The sequence below is a fragment of the Weissella sagaensis genome, from assembly GCF_005405285.1.
Lineage (GTDB): Bacteria > Bacillota > Bacilli > Lactobacillales > Lactobacillaceae > Weissella > Weissella sagaensis.
In genome coordinates this window covers 307,754-321,331 of the sequence record NZ_BJDT01000001.1, presented here as the reverse complement: position 1 = coordinate 321,331, position 13,578 = coordinate 307,754, and the positions used below count along the sequence as shown (strand labels likewise).

The 13,578-nt window shown below is 42.6% G+C and carries 24 protein-coding genes; 1 reads left to right on the top strand and 23 read right to left on the bottom strand.

What is annotated here, in order from left to right:
• Positions 1 to 47: 47 nt before the first annotated feature.
• The 22 genes from FFM55_RS01625 to rpsJ all read right to left on the bottom strand — a co-directional run bounded on the left by FFM55_RS01625 (position 48) and on the right by rpsJ (position 11,009).
• The gene (locus tag FFM55_RS01625; RefSeq protein ID WP_042491854.1) at positions 48 to 617 is read right to left on the bottom strand and encodes an adenylate kinase; all 570 of its coding nucleotides are present in this window, start codon (positions 615 to 617) and stop codon (positions 48 to 50) included.
• The gene (gene secY / locus FFM55_RS01620) at positions 614 to 1,921 is read right to left on the bottom strand and encodes a preprotein translocase subunit SecY (protein ID WP_042491855.1); all 1,308 of its coding nucleotides are present in this window, start codon (positions 1,919 to 1,921) and stop codon (positions 614 to 616) included. Before secY ends, FFM55_RS01625 begins: the two co-directional genes overlap by 4 nt.
• Positions 1,921 to 2,355, bottom strand: a complete 435-nt coding sequence (gene rplO / locus FFM55_RS01615; RefSeq protein ID WP_042491857.1) for a 50S ribosomal protein L15 — start codon at positions 2,353 to 2,355, stop codon at positions 1,921 to 1,923. The genes secY and rplO overlap by 1 nt, the downstream gene beginning before the upstream one ends.
• 41 nt (positions 2,356 to 2,396) lie before the next feature.
• On the bottom strand, positions 2,397 to 2,582 hold the full coding sequence (rpmD, locus tag FFM55_RS01610; protein WP_002827972.1) for a 50S ribosomal protein L30: 186 nt from the start codon (positions 2,580 to 2,582) through the stop codon (positions 2,397 to 2,399).
• 11 nt (positions 2,583 to 2,593) lie between these two features.
• Positions 2,594 to 3,097, bottom strand: a complete 504-nt coding sequence (rpsE, locus tag FFM55_RS01605) for a 30S ribosomal protein S5 (RefSeq protein WP_042491859.1) — start codon at positions 3,095 to 3,097, stop codon at positions 2,594 to 2,596.
• Positions 3,098 to 3,117: 20 nt separating this feature from the next.
• Complete coding sequence (rplR, locus tag FFM55_RS01600; protein WP_042491860.1) at positions 3,118 to 3,474, bottom strand: 50S ribosomal protein L18; 357 nt, start codon at positions 3,472 to 3,474, stop codon at positions 3,118 to 3,120.
• Between the two features lie 87 nt (positions 3,475 to 3,561).
• Positions 3,562 to 4,098 carry a 50S ribosomal protein L6 gene (gene rplF, locus FFM55_RS01595; protein ID WP_042491862.1) on the bottom strand — a complete coding sequence of 179 codons (537 nt, stop codon included), beginning with the start codon at positions 4,096 to 4,098 and terminating at the stop codon, positions 3,562 to 3,564.
• A 31-nt stretch (positions 4,099 to 4,129) separates the two neighbouring features.
• Positions 4,130 to 4,528, bottom strand: coding sequence for a 30S ribosomal protein S8 (gene rpsH / locus FFM55_RS01590; RefSeq protein ID WP_042491863.1), 399 nt, complete (start codon positions 4,526 to 4,528; stop codon positions 4,130 to 4,132).
• A 43-nt stretch (positions 4,529 to 4,571) separates the two neighbouring features.
• On the bottom strand, positions 4,572 to 5,114 hold the full coding sequence (gene rplE / locus FFM55_RS01585) for a 50S ribosomal protein L5 (RefSeq protein ID WP_042491864.1): 543 nt from the start codon (positions 5,112 to 5,114) through the stop codon (positions 4,572 to 4,574).
• Positions 5,115 to 5,144: 30 nt separating this feature from the next.
• Positions 5,145 to 5,453: a 50S ribosomal protein L24 gene (rplX, locus tag FFM55_RS01580; protein ID WP_042491865.1), complete on the bottom strand. Its 309-nt coding sequence runs from the start codon at positions 5,451 to 5,453 to the stop codon at positions 5,145 to 5,147.
• A gap of 32 nt (positions 5,454 to 5,485) precedes the next feature.
• Positions 5,486 to 5,854: a 50S ribosomal protein L14 gene (gene rplN, locus FFM55_RS01575; RefSeq protein ID WP_002827979.1), complete on the bottom strand. Its 369-nt coding sequence runs from the start codon at positions 5,852 to 5,854 to the stop codon at positions 5,486 to 5,488.
• Between the two features lie 45 nt (positions 5,855 to 5,899).
• Positions 5,900 to 6,166 (bottom strand): 30S ribosomal protein S17, encoded by a 267-nt coding sequence (gene rpsQ / locus FFM55_RS01570; RefSeq protein WP_042491867.1) that lies wholly within the window; start codon positions 6,164 to 6,166, stop codon positions 5,900 to 5,902.
• 23 nt (positions 6,167 to 6,189) lie between these two features.
• Positions 6,190 to 6,396, bottom strand: a complete 207-nt coding sequence (rpmC, locus tag FFM55_RS01565) for a 50S ribosomal protein L29 (protein ID WP_002827981.1) — start codon at positions 6,394 to 6,396, stop codon at positions 6,190 to 6,192.
• Positions 6,396 to 6,815, bottom strand: coding sequence for a 50S ribosomal protein L16 (rplP, locus tag FFM55_RS01560; RefSeq protein ID WP_042491869.1), 420 nt, complete (start codon positions 6,813 to 6,815; stop codon positions 6,396 to 6,398). Before rplP ends, rpmC begins: the two co-directional genes overlap by 1 nt.
• A gap of 1 nt (position 6,816) precedes the next feature.
• Positions 6,817 to 7,485: a 30S ribosomal protein S3 gene (rpsC, locus tag FFM55_RS01555; protein ID WP_042491870.1), complete on the bottom strand. Its 669-nt coding sequence runs from the start codon at positions 7,483 to 7,485 to the stop codon at positions 6,817 to 6,819.
• 13 nt (positions 7,486 to 7,498) lie between these two features.
• Positions 7,499 to 7,846, bottom strand: coding sequence for a 50S ribosomal protein L22 (gene rplV / locus FFM55_RS01550; protein ID WP_042491871.1), 348 nt, complete (start codon positions 7,844 to 7,846; stop codon positions 7,499 to 7,501).
• 16 nt (positions 7,847 to 7,862) lie between these two features.
• A complete protein-coding gene (gene rpsS / locus FFM55_RS01545) occupies positions 7,863 to 8,144 on the bottom strand; it encodes a 30S ribosomal protein S19 (RefSeq protein WP_042491873.1) in 282 nt (93 codons plus the stop codon).
• Between the two features lie 55 nt (positions 8,145 to 8,199).
• Positions 8,200 to 9,033 carry a 50S ribosomal protein L2 gene (gene rplB, locus FFM55_RS01540; RefSeq protein ID WP_042491876.1) on the bottom strand — a complete coding sequence of 278 codons (834 nt, stop codon included), beginning with the start codon at positions 9,031 to 9,033 and terminating at the stop codon, positions 8,200 to 8,202.
• Positions 9,034 to 9,049: 16 nt separating this feature from the next.
• Entirely contained in the window at positions 9,050 to 9,337 is a 288-nt protein-coding gene (rplW, locus tag FFM55_RS01535; RefSeq protein WP_042491878.1) for a 50S ribosomal protein L23, read from the bottom strand.
• The gene (gene rplD / locus FFM55_RS01530; RefSeq protein ID WP_042491879.1) at positions 9,337 to 9,960 is read right to left on the bottom strand and encodes a 50S ribosomal protein L4; all 624 of its coding nucleotides are present in this window, start codon (positions 9,958 to 9,960) and stop codon (positions 9,337 to 9,339) included. The genes rplW and rplD overlap by 1 nt, the downstream gene beginning before the upstream one ends.
• Positions 9,961 to 9,984: 24 nt before the next feature.
• Positions 9,985 to 10,611, bottom strand: coding sequence for a 50S ribosomal protein L3 (rplC, locus tag FFM55_RS01525; RefSeq protein WP_042491880.1), 627 nt, complete (start codon positions 10,609 to 10,611; stop codon positions 9,985 to 9,987).
• A gap of 89 nt (positions 10,612 to 10,700) precedes the next feature.
• Complete coding sequence (gene rpsJ, locus FFM55_RS01520) at positions 10,701 to 11,009, bottom strand: 30S ribosomal protein S10 (protein WP_042491882.1); 309 nt, start codon at positions 11,007 to 11,009, stop codon at positions 10,701 to 10,703.
• Positions 11,010 to 11,471: 462 nt separating this feature from the next.
• Between rpsJ and FFM55_RS01515 the strand changes: the two genes are divergently transcribed.
• On the top strand, positions 11,472 to 12,461 hold the full coding sequence (locus tag FFM55_RS01515) for a polyprenyl synthetase family protein (RefSeq protein WP_228179949.1): 990 nt from the start codon (positions 11,472 to 11,474) through the stop codon (positions 12,459 to 12,461).
• 90 nt (positions 12,462 to 12,551) lie between these two features.
• On the opposite strand, the gene tsaD is transcribed toward FFM55_RS01515, so the two are convergent.
• Complete coding sequence (gene tsaD, locus FFM55_RS01510) at positions 12,552 to 13,577, bottom strand: tRNA (adenosine(37)-N6)-threonylcarbamoyltransferase complex transferase subunit TsaD (protein ID WP_042491885.1); 1,026 nt, start codon at positions 13,575 to 13,577, stop codon at positions 12,552 to 12,554.
• Position 13,578 lies beyond the last annotated feature (1 nt).

Below are 13,578 nucleotides of genomic sequence, written 5' to 3'. Positions count from 1 at the left end.
TATAACACGATAGATTTACCTTGAAAAGTAAAAAATATTGGTTAAACTTAGTCGTTCTTCAAACTATCAAGTAACTTCTTTACATCTGCGAACACGACATCAAGCTCACGTGAACCATCGATTTTATTTAATAGACCTTTTTCGTCATAAAATTCAGCGATTGGTTCAGTAAGCTTACCATTAACGTCCAAGCGATTTTGAATCACTTCAGGCGTGTCATCTGCACGTCCACGGGCCATCATACGATCAACTAATACTTGCATATCAGCAGTAAAGTAAAGAACAGCGTCCAATGAACGGCCTTCTTTACTTAGCATATCTTCTAAAGCTTTCGCTTGCTCTAAGTTACGAGGGAATCCATCTAAGATAAATCCTGGTTTCGTATCTTCTTCTGCTAGACGCTCGGCAACAATACCGTTAGTAACTTCGTCAGGAACTAAGTTACCAGCATCCATATAAGACTTTGCTTGCATACCAAGATCAGTTTCGTTGGCCATTGCCGCACGGAACATATCACCCGTACTGATGTGTGGCAAGTTGTACATCTCAACGATCTTTGCAGCCTGGGTTCCTTTACCAACACCTGGCAAACCCAACAACATGATGTTCAAACTCATTTTGTCTCGACTCCTTCTCGAATAAATCCAACATACTGCCGCTTCATCATCAATCCTTCAAGTTGGCGAATCAGGTCAATTGCCACACCAATGACAATCAAGATCGACGTTCCTGACATTGCAAGGTTACTATCCAACCCAAAGAAGTGTGTTGCTAGAATTGGTGCTAAAGCGACAAATCCTAGGAACAAAGCGCCGACTACTGACAAACGCATCAATAGTCCTGACATCCACTTTTCAGTAGATGGACCAGGCCAGACGCCTACAATATAACTACCTTGTTTTTGTAGATTCTCTTGTACCTTTTCAGGATTAACCTGAACAAACGCATAGAAGAATGTAAACAAAACAATCAGTAATGTATACACAATACCACCTTGCATCGTTTGAATTGAAAGGTATTGCATAACTGTATTATACCAACTTGCGTCTGCAAACTTAGTTGCAAATGCTTGCAAAATAGTTTGTGGCGTAACCAATAATGATGACGCAAAGATAACCGGGATAACCCCCGCAATATTAATACGTAATGGTAGATAGGAAGAACTTCCTGCACCTGTCGAACGACGTGTATATTGCATTGGTACCTTGCGAATCGCCTGATTAAACCAAGTAACAAAGCCAATAACAATTATAAAAATCATCATTAGTCCAATCAAAAATGCCCATCCACGCGCTGGATCGTCACCTTGTAGGATATGTTCCTTGAATAGTTGATAAATACCTGCTGGTAAACGCGCAATTATACCAGCAAAAATCAACATTGAAACACCTTGACCAAGACCACGTTCAGTAATCATCTCACCTAACCAAACTGATAACATTGTACCAGCCGTTAAAATGAATCCGATTAATATGTAAGTCTCTGCATTTGGTGTTTTCACCAAGTTAACTTGGCTTAGTTGATTAAATCCTGCCGTGATTCCAATAGATTGGACAAAAGCTAGGACAATGGTCAGCCACCGAGTAACTTGGTTCAACTTACGTCGTCCCACTTCACCTTGTTTCGACCATTCAACAAATCGTGGCACAATATCCATTTGTAGGAGCTGTACCACGATTTGTGCAGTAACGTATGGTGAAACTCCCATTGCAAATAATGAGTAATTTGTTAATCCACCACCGCTAAACATATTCAAAATGCTGCCGAGCCCAGAATTTGCTACCTCTGTTAATGCCGCCGTGTTAATACCCGGGACAGTAATATAGGCACCTAACCGATAAACAATTAGGATTCCCAAAGTAAAAAATAGTTTCTTTCGAATATCTTTTTCTTTAAGTGAATCGAGCACGGTTTTCAGCATTAGATCACCTCAGCTTTACCACCAGCAGCTTCGATAGCTGCGGTTGCTGCTGCTGAGAACTTGTTAGCTTTAATAGTCAATGATTTCTCAAGTTGACCATTTGCCAAGATCTTAACACCGTTCAATTCGTTCTTAACAATACCTGCTTCAACCAACAATGCTGGAGAAACTTCAGTACCGTTATCAAAACGATTCAACATGTCAAGGTTGACAACAGCATACTCCTTACGGTTAATGTTCGTGAAACCACGCTTTGGCATACGACGGAACAATGGCATTTGTCCACCTTCGAAACCTTGACGAGTCTTACCACGAGCCTTTTGACCTTTTTGACCACGACCTGCAGTCTTACCATTACCTGATGACTCACCACGTCCAACACGGTTGCGGACGTTACGTGCACCTTCAGCTACTTGGAGTTCATTTAGCTTCATTAGGGTTTTACCTCCTTCAATGCAATCTAATTATTTAGCTCTTACTTAACTACTTCAACAGTAACCAAGTGAGCAATCTTGAACACTGCACCACGCGTTGCTGCGTTGTCAGGCAATACGACTGATGATTGGACCTTGTTCAAACCAAGGGCCTTAACAATCGCACGTTGCTTTGGCAAACGGTGGGCAGCACTCTTTACAAGAGTAATTTTAACTTGTTCAGCCATTTTCTGCCTCCTTAATCTGCCAAGTGCTCTAATGAGACCTGACGCAATTCAGCAACTTCTTCAGCGTTCTTCAATGAGTTGATTGCATCGAAAGTTGCGCGTACAACGTTAATTGGTGTAGCTGAGCCTAATGACTTTGCAGTCACATCACCAACTCCAGCTAGTTCCAAAACGGCACGAGCAGCACCACCAGCTGCTACTCCAGATCCTTCAACGGCGGGCTTCACTAGGATGCGGCCACCAGCAAAGACACCCAATGTAGAGTGAGGAAGGGTTGTACCAACCATAGGTACACTAATAATGTTGCGCTTTGCATCTTCAGCAGCCTTACGGATTGCTTCAGGAACTTCTTGCGCTTTACCAGTACCAAAACCAACATGTCCGTTACGGTCACCAACAACTACCAAAGCAGCGAAACGCAAACGGCGTCCACCTTTAACAACCTTGGTAACACGGTTGATGGCTACAACGTTTTCTTCAAGCTCACCGAGCTTATTTGCATCAATAAATGCCATGTTTTTCTTTCCTCCTTCCCTTAGAACTTCAAACCAGCTTCACGAGCTGCTTCAGCCAAAGCTTGTACACGACCGTGGTACAAGTAACCACCACGATCAAATACAACAACTTCAACATTAGCTTCTTTTGCTCGTTCTGCGATTAAAGCACCAACTTTAGCTGCCTGTTCAGTTTTTGGAGCAGTCTCAATTGACTTATCCAAAGTTGAGGCACTAGCAAGCGTCACACCCGCTACGTCATCAATTAATTGCGCGTAGATGTTCTTGTTAGAACGGTAAACGTTCAAGCGTGGGCGCTCAGCAGTACCAGAAATCTTTCCACGAACGCGAGTGTGTCGGTGTTGACGCACTTTGTTCTTGTCTGACTTCGTAATCATGTTCGTAACCTCTTTTTTTCAGTTCGAAAGATATACTCATAAGTAAAATCGTAACGTTGCTTACGACTTTAAGCACAAAGCTTAAGTTTACTTACCAGTCTTACCTTCCTTACGTGCAACGTATTCACCTTCGTAACGAATACCCTTACCCTTGTATGGTTCAGGTGCGCGTACGGCGCGGATTTCAGCAGCGAAATCACCAACAAATTGCTTGCTGATTCCTGCAACTGTAACCGTCGTTGAGTCAGGAACTTCAACAGTTAACCCTTCACGAGCTTCAAATTCTACGGGGTGTGAGTAACCTACGTTCAAAACAAGCTTGTCGCCTTGCTTTGCTGCACGGTATCCAACACCGACTAGCTTCAATGTCTTCTTGAAGCCATTTGAAACACCCTCGACCATGTTGTTAACAATGGCACGAGTAGTTCCGTGAAGTGCCTTCATGCGTCCATCATCAGATGGGCGAGTGAATGAAACCTCAGTTCCATCAACAGTCAAATTGATTTCGTGAGCAATCGTGCGTGATAGCTCACCTTTAGGTCCTTTAACAGTAACAACGTCACCTTCGCGTGATAGTTCAACGCCAGCTGGCAATGTTACGGCCTTATTACCAATACGACTCATTGGTTGACACCTCCTTATTTAAATTTTGTTTTTACCAGACGTAAGCCAATACCTCGCCACCAATTTTCTTGGCGCGAGCTTCTTTATCGGTGATAACACCTTCAGAAGTTGAGATGATTGCAATACCCAAACCGTTTAATACCTTAGGTACATTATCTGACTTAACATATGTACGTAGACCAGGCTTTGAAATACGCTTCAAACCTGTAATTACGCGAGTCTTGTCAGCAGAATACTTAAGGAAAACACGGATGACACCTTGCTTGTCATCTTCAATGTATTCAACGTCACGAACAAAGCCTTCACTCTTTAAGATCTCGGCGATGTCCTTCTTGATCTTTGATGCAGGTACTTCAACTGAGTCGTGGCGAACCATGTTCGCATTACGAATGCGTGTCAAAAAATCTGCAATTGGGTCAGTCATTGACATTGATATTTGCCTCCTATTATTAATTACTGTAAATCAGTGTTGATTACTTTGAGAAAGGCATACCCATTTGAGTAAGCAATTCACGAGATTCCTCGTCTGAGTTGGCAGTCGTTACAAGAACGATATCCAAACCACGAACGCGGTTAACCTTATCATAATCAATTTCTGGGAAAATAAGTTGCTCACGAACTCCCAATGTGTAGTTTCCACGGCCATCAAAAGCCTTTGGTGAAACTCCACGGAAGTCACGAACACGTGGCAATGAAACGTTGATCAACTTATCTAAGAAGTCATACATACGTTCACCACGCAAAGTAACCTTTGTACCGATTGCCATACCCTCACGCAAACGGAAGCCAGCGATTGACTTCTTAGCACGAGTGATAACTGGCTTTTGACCAGCAATCAATTCCAATTCAGCAACAGCTTCATCCAAGTTCTTTGAGTTTGAAACAGCATCACCAACACCCATGTTAAGCACGATCTTTTCGATCTTAGGTGCTTGCATGATTGATGAATACTCAAACTTCTCGACCAATGAAGGTGTAACTTCATTGACGTACTTTTCCTTCAAGCGATTTGCCATGATAATGATTTCCTCCTTTCACCTAGAAAATTATGCTAAAGTCTTTCCAGACTTCTTAGCGAAACGTACCTTCTTACCATCTTCAACTTTGTAACCAACCTTAGTTGGTTCGTTAGTAGAAGGGTCAAGCAATTGTACGTTTGAAACGTGGATTGGAGCTTCAAGCTCAACAATACCACCTTGTGGGTATTGGTTATTAGGCTTTTGGTGCTTCTTAACCATATTGACACCTTCAACAACAACGCGGTTTTGGGCTGCGTCAATCTTTACGATTACGCCTTCCTTACCCTTGTCCTTGCCGGCGATAACCTTAACCTTGTCACCAGTCTTCACAAACATGCGAGGCTTCCTCCTTGATTTAATGATGGTAATTACAATACTTCAGGTGCCAATGACACAATACGCATGTAATCATTGTCACGCAATTCACGCGCAACAGGTCCAAAGATACGAGTACCTACTGGACTTTTATCATCTTTAACGATAACAGCAGCATTTTCATCGAAACTGATGTATGAACCATCAGCACGGTGTGTACTAGCGGCAGTACGAACGATAACGGCTTTAACAACGTCACCCTTCTTAACATTTCCACCAGGAATAGCTTGCTTAACAGTTGCGACGATCATGTCACCGATTCCGGCAAACTTACGACCAGATCCACCTAACACCTTGATAGTCAAGATTTCACGTGCACCTGAGTTATCTGCAACCTTTAAACGACTCTCTTGTTGAATCACGATTTTGTCCTCCTTCCGTTATTGGTAATATTCGAGATTAAACGATTAGATAATAACGGCCTTCTCGACGATTTCTACCAAACGGAAGCGCTTTGTAGCTGATGTTGGACGTGTCTCCATGATACGTACCAAATCACCTGTCTTAGCTTCGTTGTTCTCATCGTGAGCCTTAAACTTTTTCGTGTACTTAACACGCTTACCATATACTGGGTGGTTCTTGTAAGTGTTGATGGCAACAGTAACTGTCTTATCCATCTTATCTGAAACCACGCGGCCTTGGTAAACCTTACGTGTGTTACGAGCTTCAGTCATAACGAACGGTCTCCTCTCTTAGTCTACTTGTTCAATTCTTGTTGACGAATGACCGTCTTGATACGGGCAATTTGCTTACGTACTTCTGACAATCGAGCCGTGTTCTCAAGTTGACCAGTAGCTAATTGGAAACGCAAGTTGAACAACTCTTCCTTGTAGCTCTTTTCCTTGGCAACTAGCTCAGCTTGGCTGAGACCCTTGATTTCATTTTGTTGATCCTTGATCTTCATTATTCACCCTCCACTTGACGAGCCAAGATTTTAGTCTTGACTGGCAACTTGTTAGATGCAAGACGCAAGGCTTCGCGGGCAACCTCTTCAGGAACACCGGCAACTTCAAATAATACCTTGCCGCGCTTAACAGGTGCTACCCAGCCTTCTGGGGTACCTTTTCCGTTACCCATACGAACACCAACACCCTTTGAAGTGTAGGCCAAGTGTGGAAAAATCTTAATCCATACTTTACCACCACGCTTCATATAACGCGTCATAGCAATACGAGCAGCCTCGATTTGACGGTTTGTAATCCAGTGTGATTCAGTAGCTTGTAAACCGAAATCTCCGAAAGCTACTGTCTTACCACCTTTAGCCTCACCACGCATCTTACCGCGGTGTGGGCGACGGTACTTTACACGCTTTGGAACTAGCATGTTACTCGCCTCCTTGCTTCTTTACTGACTTCTTCTCTGGCAAAATGTCACCACGGTAAATCCAAGTCTTAACTCCGATTTGACCGTAAGTAGTTGTTGCCTCATCCCATGAGTAGTCAATGTCTGCACGCAATGTGTGCAAAGGCACTGTACCCTCAGTATATTGCTCAATACGAGCCATATCTGCACCGTTCAAACGTCCAGAAACTTGTGTCTTGATACCCTTGGCACCAGCACGCATTGCACGTTGGATAGCACTACGCATTGCACGACGGAAAGCCACACGGCGAACCAAGTCTGCTGCAATTTGTGAACCTACCAAGTGGGCGTCCAAATCAGGTTTCTTAATCTCAATGATGTTGATGTGAACACGTTCACCCTTGGCAACGATCTTTGAAAGCTCGTTACGCAATGCATCAACTTCAGAACCACCTTTACCAATAACCATACCTGGCTTAGCAGTGTGGATTGAGATATTTACACGGTTAGCAGTACGTTCAATTTCAACACGTGAAATTGATGCTTCAGCCAACTTAGCTTCGATGTACTCGCGCAACTTTAAATCTTCATGCAAAGTTGTTGCGAAGTCCTTCTTGTTTGCGTACCATTTTGCATCCCAGTCGCGGATGATGCCGACACGCATACCAGTTGGGTTAATTTTGTGACCCATGACTCAATCCTCCTTACTTTTCTGTTACCACAATCGTAATGTGGCTTGTACGCTTGTTGATTGGTGAAGCTGAACCCTTGGCACGTGGACGGAAACGCTTTAGCGTTGGTCCTTCGTTTGCAAAGGCTTCAGCAACTACCAAATCTTCACGATCTAATGAGAAGTTGTTCTCAGCATTTGCTACTGCTGAGTTCAACACTTTGTATACATCTTCTGAGCTGTGGTTTGGCATAAATTGCAAAATTGCAAATGCTTCTGCCACAGACTTACCACGAACTTGGTCAAGCACTAGGCGGACCTTACGTGGTGCGACACGGACGATCTTGGCCGTGGCGCGTGCTGACGTGATTTGTTCAGCCATTGTATTGTCCTCCTAATTACTTACGCTTAGTTGCTTTATCGTCTGCTGCGTGTCCGCGGAACGTACGCGTAGGAACGAACTCTCCAAGCTTGTGACCAACCATGTCTTCTTGTACCAAAACTGGCATGTGCTTACGACCATCGTAAACTGCAAAAGTCAATCCAATAAAGCTAGGGAAAATCGTTGAGCGACGTGACCATGTCTTAATGACAGTATGCTTTTCAGAAGCGTTAGCCTCTTCAACCTTCTTTAACAAAGAAGCATCAGCAAATGGCCCTTTTTTTAGGCTACGACCCATTTTGAGGTCCTCCTCTCGTTTTTTAAAAACTTATAATAGCTGGCGTAGTTATTAATTACTTGCTCTTGCGACCACGAACGATAAACTTAGTTGAACGAGCCTTAACGTTACGAGTCTTCTTACCAGCTGTCTTCTTACCCCATGGTGACAATGGTGATGGCATTCCGATAGGAGCCTTTCCTTCACCACCTCCGTGAGGGTGATCGTTAGGGTTCATTACAGATCCACGAACGTGTGGACGTTGACCCTTCCAACGACGACGACCAGCCTTACCCCAGTTGATCAATGAGTGTTGTTCGTTTCCAACAACTCCAACTGTGGCACGGTTAACAGCCAAGATCATACGAACTTCACCTGATTGTAGGCGAACTAGAACGTACTTTCCTTCTTTACCTAGCACTTGAGCTGAGGCACCGGCTGAACGAACAAGTTGTCCACCGTGACCAGGCTTCAATTCAATGTTGTGGATTTGAGTTCCATCAGGAATGTTTGATAGTGGTAGTGAGTTACCTACCTTAATATCAGCATCTGCTCCAGATTGAACAGTCATACCAACTTCTAGTCCCTTAGGAGCCAAGATATATGCCTTAGTTCCATCAGTATATTGTAGCAAAGCGATGTTTGCAGTACGGTTTGGATCGTATTCGATCGCAACAACCTTAGCTGGTACATCATCCTTAGTACGCTTGAAGTCGATAATACGGTATTGGCGCTTGTGTCCACCACCACGGTGGCGTACAGTCATGTGACCGTATGAGTTACGAGCACCAGTGTTTGACTTTGATTCCAACAAGCTCTTTTCGGGCGTCGTCTTAGTGATTTCAGAAAAATCTGAAGAAGTCATGTTACGACGACCGTTAGAGGTTGGCTTGTACTTTTTGATAGCCACGCTAATTTCCTCCTAATTAGTTTTCGTTGAACAATTGAATGTCCTTAGAAGCTGCAGACAACTTAACAGTTGCCTTCTTACGCTTCTTAGTGTAACCAGAAAAGCGTCCTTGACGCTTCAACTTACCACGTACGTTAGCGGTGTTGATTTTTTCAACTTTAACATCGAAAATTTCTTCAACAGCGCGCTTAATTTGTGGCTTTGTGGCGCGAACATCAACTTCAAACGTGTAACGCTTTTCATCCAAAACGTTCATCGTTTGTTCAGTGATGACCGGGCGCAAAATGATATCGCGTGCGTCCATTATGCCAAAACCTCCTCAACTTGTGCCAAAGCTGATTGAACTACAATCAACTTATCGTTGTTGATTACGTCAAGCACGTTAACACCCTTAGCAGTCATAACAGTCACGTTTTCTAAGTTACGTGCTGCTAGTGCTGCATTAGCATTATCATCGTCCAAGACAACCAACGTCTTTTCATTTACGTTTAAGTTGTTCAAAACTGCCTTAAATTCTTTAGTCTTTGGTGCGTCAAATGACAATGCATCAACAACTACCAATGAAGAATCCAAAACCTTTTGTGACAACACTGACTTCAATGCCAAACGGTATGCCTTCTTAGGCATCTTGTAGGCATATGAACGTGGTGTAGGTCCGAAGACAACTCCACCCCCACGCCATTGTGGTGAACGGATTGAACCTTGGCGGGCACGACCCGTTCCCTTTTGACGCCAAGGCTTCTTTCCACCACCAGAAACCGCTGAACGGTTCTTAACGGCGTGAGTTCCTTGACGCATTGAAGCGCGTTGCATCAATACGGCATCCGTAATGACATTGTTGTTTGGCTCTACACCGAATACTGAAGCATTTAGCTCAATATCACCGGCATTTGAACCGTCTTGCTTAAACAAAGCAACCTTAGTCATGTTAATTTCCTCCCTTCGTCCTTATTACTTAGCTTTTTTTGAGTACTTAACAGTAACAAGTGACTTGTTGGCACCAGGAACATTACCCTTAACCAAGATCACGTTATTTTCTACATCAACGCGAACAACTTGCAAGTTTTGTACAGTACGCTTGTGGTTACCCATACGTCCAGGCAATTTCTTACCCTTGAAGACGCGGTTAATAATGGCACCCAATGAACCAGGACGACGGTGGTAACGAGAACCGTGAGCCATAGGTCCACGTGATTGGCCATCCTTCTTGATGTTACCTTGGTAACCATGACCCTTCGTAATTCCAGTAACGTCAACAGCTTCACCAGCGGCAAAGATATCAACCTTTACTTCATCCCCAACATTGAATTCTCCCTCAGCATCGCGGATTTCACGAATGTAGCGCTTAGGGGTCGTATTTGCTTTGGCAACGTGACCTTGCTCAGGTTTGTTGCTCAAAACTTGGCGCTTATCTTGGTAACCCAATTGAAGTGCATTGTAACCATCGTTTTCCAAAGTTTTAACTTGCAAAACAACGTTTGGTGTAGCTTCAACAACCGTTACAGGGATAAGTTCACCAGTCTCAGTGAATACCTGAGTCATGCCGACTTTGCGGCCTAAGATACCCTTAGTAGTCATGACTATCTCCTTTTCATAGTAAATCTAAAATTTTTAGTTAGTTAAATGCATAACTGGGCAAGTCATTATCTTAATTAAAGTTATAAGGATTACAACTTAATTTCGATGTCAACACCACTTGGCAATTCCAACTTTGATAATGCATCGACTGTCTTGGCAGTTGGGTTCATGATGTCAATCAAACGCTTGTGTGTACGCAATTCGAATTGCTCACGTGCATCTTTGTGCTTGTGAGGTGAACTCAAAACTGTGTATAGTGTACGTTCAGTTGGCAATGGAATAGGACCTGAAATTTCAGCACCTGTACGCTTTGCAGTTTCAACAATCTTTTCAGCTGATGAATCCAAAATCTTGTGCTCGTATGCCTTTAGGCGGATACGAATCTTCTTGTTAGCCATGATAAATTCTCCCTTCGTCCATATTGGAATATGAAACTAACTCCGCGGAAACTACCGACACACCCCACAAGGCTCCATGGCAATGGGCCTCGTGGCAATGCTGCCGGGTGTGTCGCAACCTCCCGCATCATTGCTTGTTTGTGCACACTAATATACAAGGATATTAAAATATCCCTCAATTAGCGTACTTGATTATAATACAGCAGTTATGCCGGACAATCAAGTGTTTTTGTTTACTTTATCAGAATTATTTTAAATAATAATCCTGTCGCATCACAACGTTATTTATAATACACAATTTCCCAAAAAAATTCCAATAAAAACTCTCGAATTGTTTAAATATCTTTTTTTCGAATTTTTACCTGCGCATTCTATTTTTTTCATATATAATAGGAATTAGTTTAAAAGACAGTATGTCAATTTATGTTTTACTATATAGTAGATTTAAGGAATGCCAAATTAATGAAACAAACTCTTACACAAATCCACCCTATGTGGGAGAACTTTCCAACAGTTCAAGCGGAGCTCCAAGATGTGTTATTGATTATTCAAAATTCATTACATGCAAATGACAAAGAAGTTGAACAAGCATTGTTGGATATGTTCCGTGCTGGTGGTAAAATGCTACGGCCTGCTTTTACACTGATAATTGGTCAGTTTTACCCTCGCAATAATTCAGATTTAAAACATATCGCTGCTGCAATTGAAATGCTACACACTGCAACGCTTGTTCATGATGATATCATTGATGATTCTCCTGAACGACGTCATGCGCCTAGCATTCAGTCTCGCTTTGGCAAAGATGTTGCCGCTTATGCCGGTGATTATTTGTTTGCTGCAACATTTAAAACACTTGCCTACCATACAAGTGATATGAAACTTGTCCAACAAGCGACTTCGTTATTAGAAGCTATTTTGACAGGTGAATTAACCCAGCGCACAAATCATTATGATCGTCATATGACATTAGCCAACTATAAAGAACAAATTGCAGGTAAAACTGCTGCACTATTTGTATTATCAGCTAAGCTTGGTGCTGCTAACGGAAACGCACCAGAAGAATTTATGACTTTGGTTTCTGATTTTTCTTATAATGTTGGGATGGCATTTCAAATTTTAGATGATATCTTAGACTACCAATCAACTACTCATGATTTAGGTAAGCCAACACTACAAGATGTTCGTGAGGGCGTTTACTCAGCACCCTTAATCATCGCAATGCAGAATAATGATGAAATTCAAACACTATTAAAGAAAAAAGAACAAATCAGTAATGATGAATCCATTGCTTTACGTGATATGGTAATAGCTAGCGGTGCTGTTGATGATGCCATTGCTTTAGCCAGTGACTATACTAACAATGCACTAGAACAATTAGACAAACTACCCGAAAGTGATGCTAAAGATACGCTAGTTGCCATCAGCGAGGCGCTACTTGAACGTGCTAATTAATTAACACCATTATATAGTAGAAAAAATGTTTTTTTAATTAAAAAGCCAGTTTCCAACTGCAATAATTGCGGTATGGAAACTGGCTATTTTTTATAGTTCTTGATAATCAAATTCTAAAGCTGGATTAGCATTTAACGTCCAGTCACCACGTTGACCATGACGATAAGCAATATCAGCGGCAGCACCAATCATGGCTGCATTATCACCAGCCAACTTAATTGGCACTGGTAAAAAGTTAATTTGTGGTCGCTTTGTCAGCATCTCAGTTAGCGCATCACGTAAGCCACGATTAGCCGCAACTCCACCGGCCACGATAAATGATTTCACAGGATAATTATCCAGTGCTCGTGCTGTCTTAGTGACCAGCACTTCAACCACCGCCGCTTGAAATGAAGCAGCTAAATTATCATGATCAATTGTTTCACCACGCTGATCAGCATTATGCATCAAATTAATGACCGCACTTTTCAAACCAGAAAATGAGAAATCATAGGCATCATCATTCATAAGTGCTCGTGGTAAATTATATGATGGTTGGCCACGATGCGCCATCTCATCTAATATTTTACCAGCTGGGTACTGCAAGCCCATCGTGCGTCCTACTTTATCGTAACTTTCCCCCGCAGCATCATCGCGAGTATCACCAATAATAACGTATTCATATTCTTTAGGCATTAAGACTAGCTCAGTGTGCCCACCTGATACCATTAAAGCTAACGCTGGATACTGAATAGGTGCAACAAAATTAGCAGCACTAATATGACCAGCCATATGTAATACAGGCACTAATGGTAAGTTATGCGCCCAAGCAATTGTTTTGGCTGCTGTTACACCGATTAACAAAGCGCCCACTAAACCTGGGCCTTGTGTCACACCAATCGCAGTTAAGTCTTGGTATGTTAACTTAGCATCTGCTAATGCAGCATCTGCTAAAATAGTCACTTGTTCAATATGATGACGACTAGCTACTTCTGGCACGATACCGCCAAATCTTTGGTGGCTTTTAATTTGGGTCGCTGTCGCCAAACTAATAATTTCGACACCATTTTTAACAATGGCGACACTCGTTTCATCAGCACTTGATTCAAACGCCATGATATAACGTGTTTCTGTCATC

What these genes read in the sequence shown, in the direction of transcription:
- tsaD (WP_042491885.1), bottom strand. Translation starts at nt 13,577, where the DNA reads ATGACAGAAACACGTTATATCATGGCGTTTGAATCAAGTGCTGATGAA.
- rpsJ (WP_042491882.1), bottom strand. Translation starts at nt 11,009, where the DNA reads ATGGCTAACAAGAAGATTCGTATCCGCCTAAAGGCATACGAGCACAAG.
- rplF (WP_042491862.1), bottom strand. Translation starts at nt 4,098, where the DNA reads ATGAGTCGTATTGGTAATAAGGCCGTAACATTGCCAGCTGGCGTTGAA.
- rplV (WP_042491871.1), bottom strand. Translation starts at nt 7,846, where the DNA reads ATGGCTGAACAAATCACGTCAGCACGCGCCACGGCCAAGATCGTCCGT.
- rplW (WP_042491878.1), bottom strand. Translation starts at nt 9,337, where the DNA reads ATGGACGCACGCGATATCATTTTGCGCCCGGTCATCACTGAACAAACG.
- rplD (WP_042491879.1), bottom strand. Translation starts at nt 9,960, where the DNA reads ATGACTAAGGTTGCTTTGTTTAAGCAAGACGGTTCAAATGCCGGTGAT.
- rpsE (WP_042491859.1), bottom strand. Translation starts at nt 3,097, where the DNA reads ATGGCATTTATTGATGCAAATAAGCTCGGTGAGCTTGAAGAAAACGTT.
- rplR (WP_042491860.1), bottom strand. Translation starts at nt 3,474, where the DNA reads ATGATTACGAAGTCAGACAAGAACAAAGTGCGTCAACACCGACACACT.
- rplX (WP_042491865.1), bottom strand. Translation starts at nt 5,453, where the DNA reads ATGTTTGTGAAGACTGGTGACAAGGTTAAGGTTATCGCCGGCAAGGAC.
- rpmD (WP_002827972.1), bottom strand. Translation starts at nt 2,582, where the DNA reads ATGGCTGAACAAGTTAAAATTACTCTTGTAAAGAGTGCTGCCCACCGT.
- rpsQ (WP_042491867.1), bottom strand. Translation starts at nt 6,166, where the DNA reads ATGACTGAAGCTCGTAACACACGTAAGGTTTACCAAGGCCGCGTGGTT.
- FFM55_RS01515 (WP_228179949.1), top strand. Translation starts at nt 11,472, where the DNA reads ATGAAACAAACTCTTACACAAATCCACCCTATGTGGGAGAACTTTCCA.
- rpsH (WP_042491863.1), bottom strand. Translation starts at nt 4,528, where the DNA reads ATGTCAATGACTGACCCAATTGCAGATTTTTTGACACGCATTCGTAAT.
- rplP (WP_042491869.1), bottom strand. Translation starts at nt 6,815, where the DNA reads ATGCTAGTTCCAAAGCGTGTAAAGTACCGTCGCCCACACCGCGGTAAG.
- rpsC (WP_042491870.1), bottom strand. Translation starts at nt 7,485, where the DNA reads ATGGGTCACAAAATTAACCCAACTGGTATGCGTGTCGGCATCATCCGC.
- rplE (WP_042491864.1), bottom strand. Translation starts at nt 5,114, where the DNA reads ATGGCAAATCGCTTGAAGGAAAAGTACGTCAATGAAGTTACACCTTCA.
- FFM55_RS01625 (WP_042491854.1), bottom strand. Translation starts at nt 617, where the DNA reads ATGAGTTTGAACATCATGTTGTTGGGTTTGCCAGGTGTTGGTAAAGGA.
- rplO (WP_042491857.1), bottom strand. Translation starts at nt 2,355, where the DNA reads ATGAAGCTAAATGAACTCCAAGTAGCTGAAGGTGCACGTAACGTCCGC.
- rplC (WP_042491880.1), bottom strand. Translation starts at nt 10,611, where the DNA reads ATGACTACTAAGGGTATCTTAGGCCGCAAAGTCGGCATGACTCAGGTA.
- secY (WP_042491855.1), bottom strand. Translation starts at nt 1,921, where the DNA reads ATGCTGAAAACCGTGCTCGATTCACTTAAAGAAAAAGATATTCGAAAG.
- rpsS (WP_042491873.1), bottom strand. Translation starts at nt 8,144, where the DNA reads ATGGGTCGTAGCCTAAAAAAAGGGCCATTTGCTGATGCTTCTTTGTTA.
- rpmC (WP_002827981.1), bottom strand. Translation starts at nt 6,396, where the DNA reads ATGAAGATCAAGGATCAACAAAATGAAATCAAGGGTCTCAGCCAAGCT.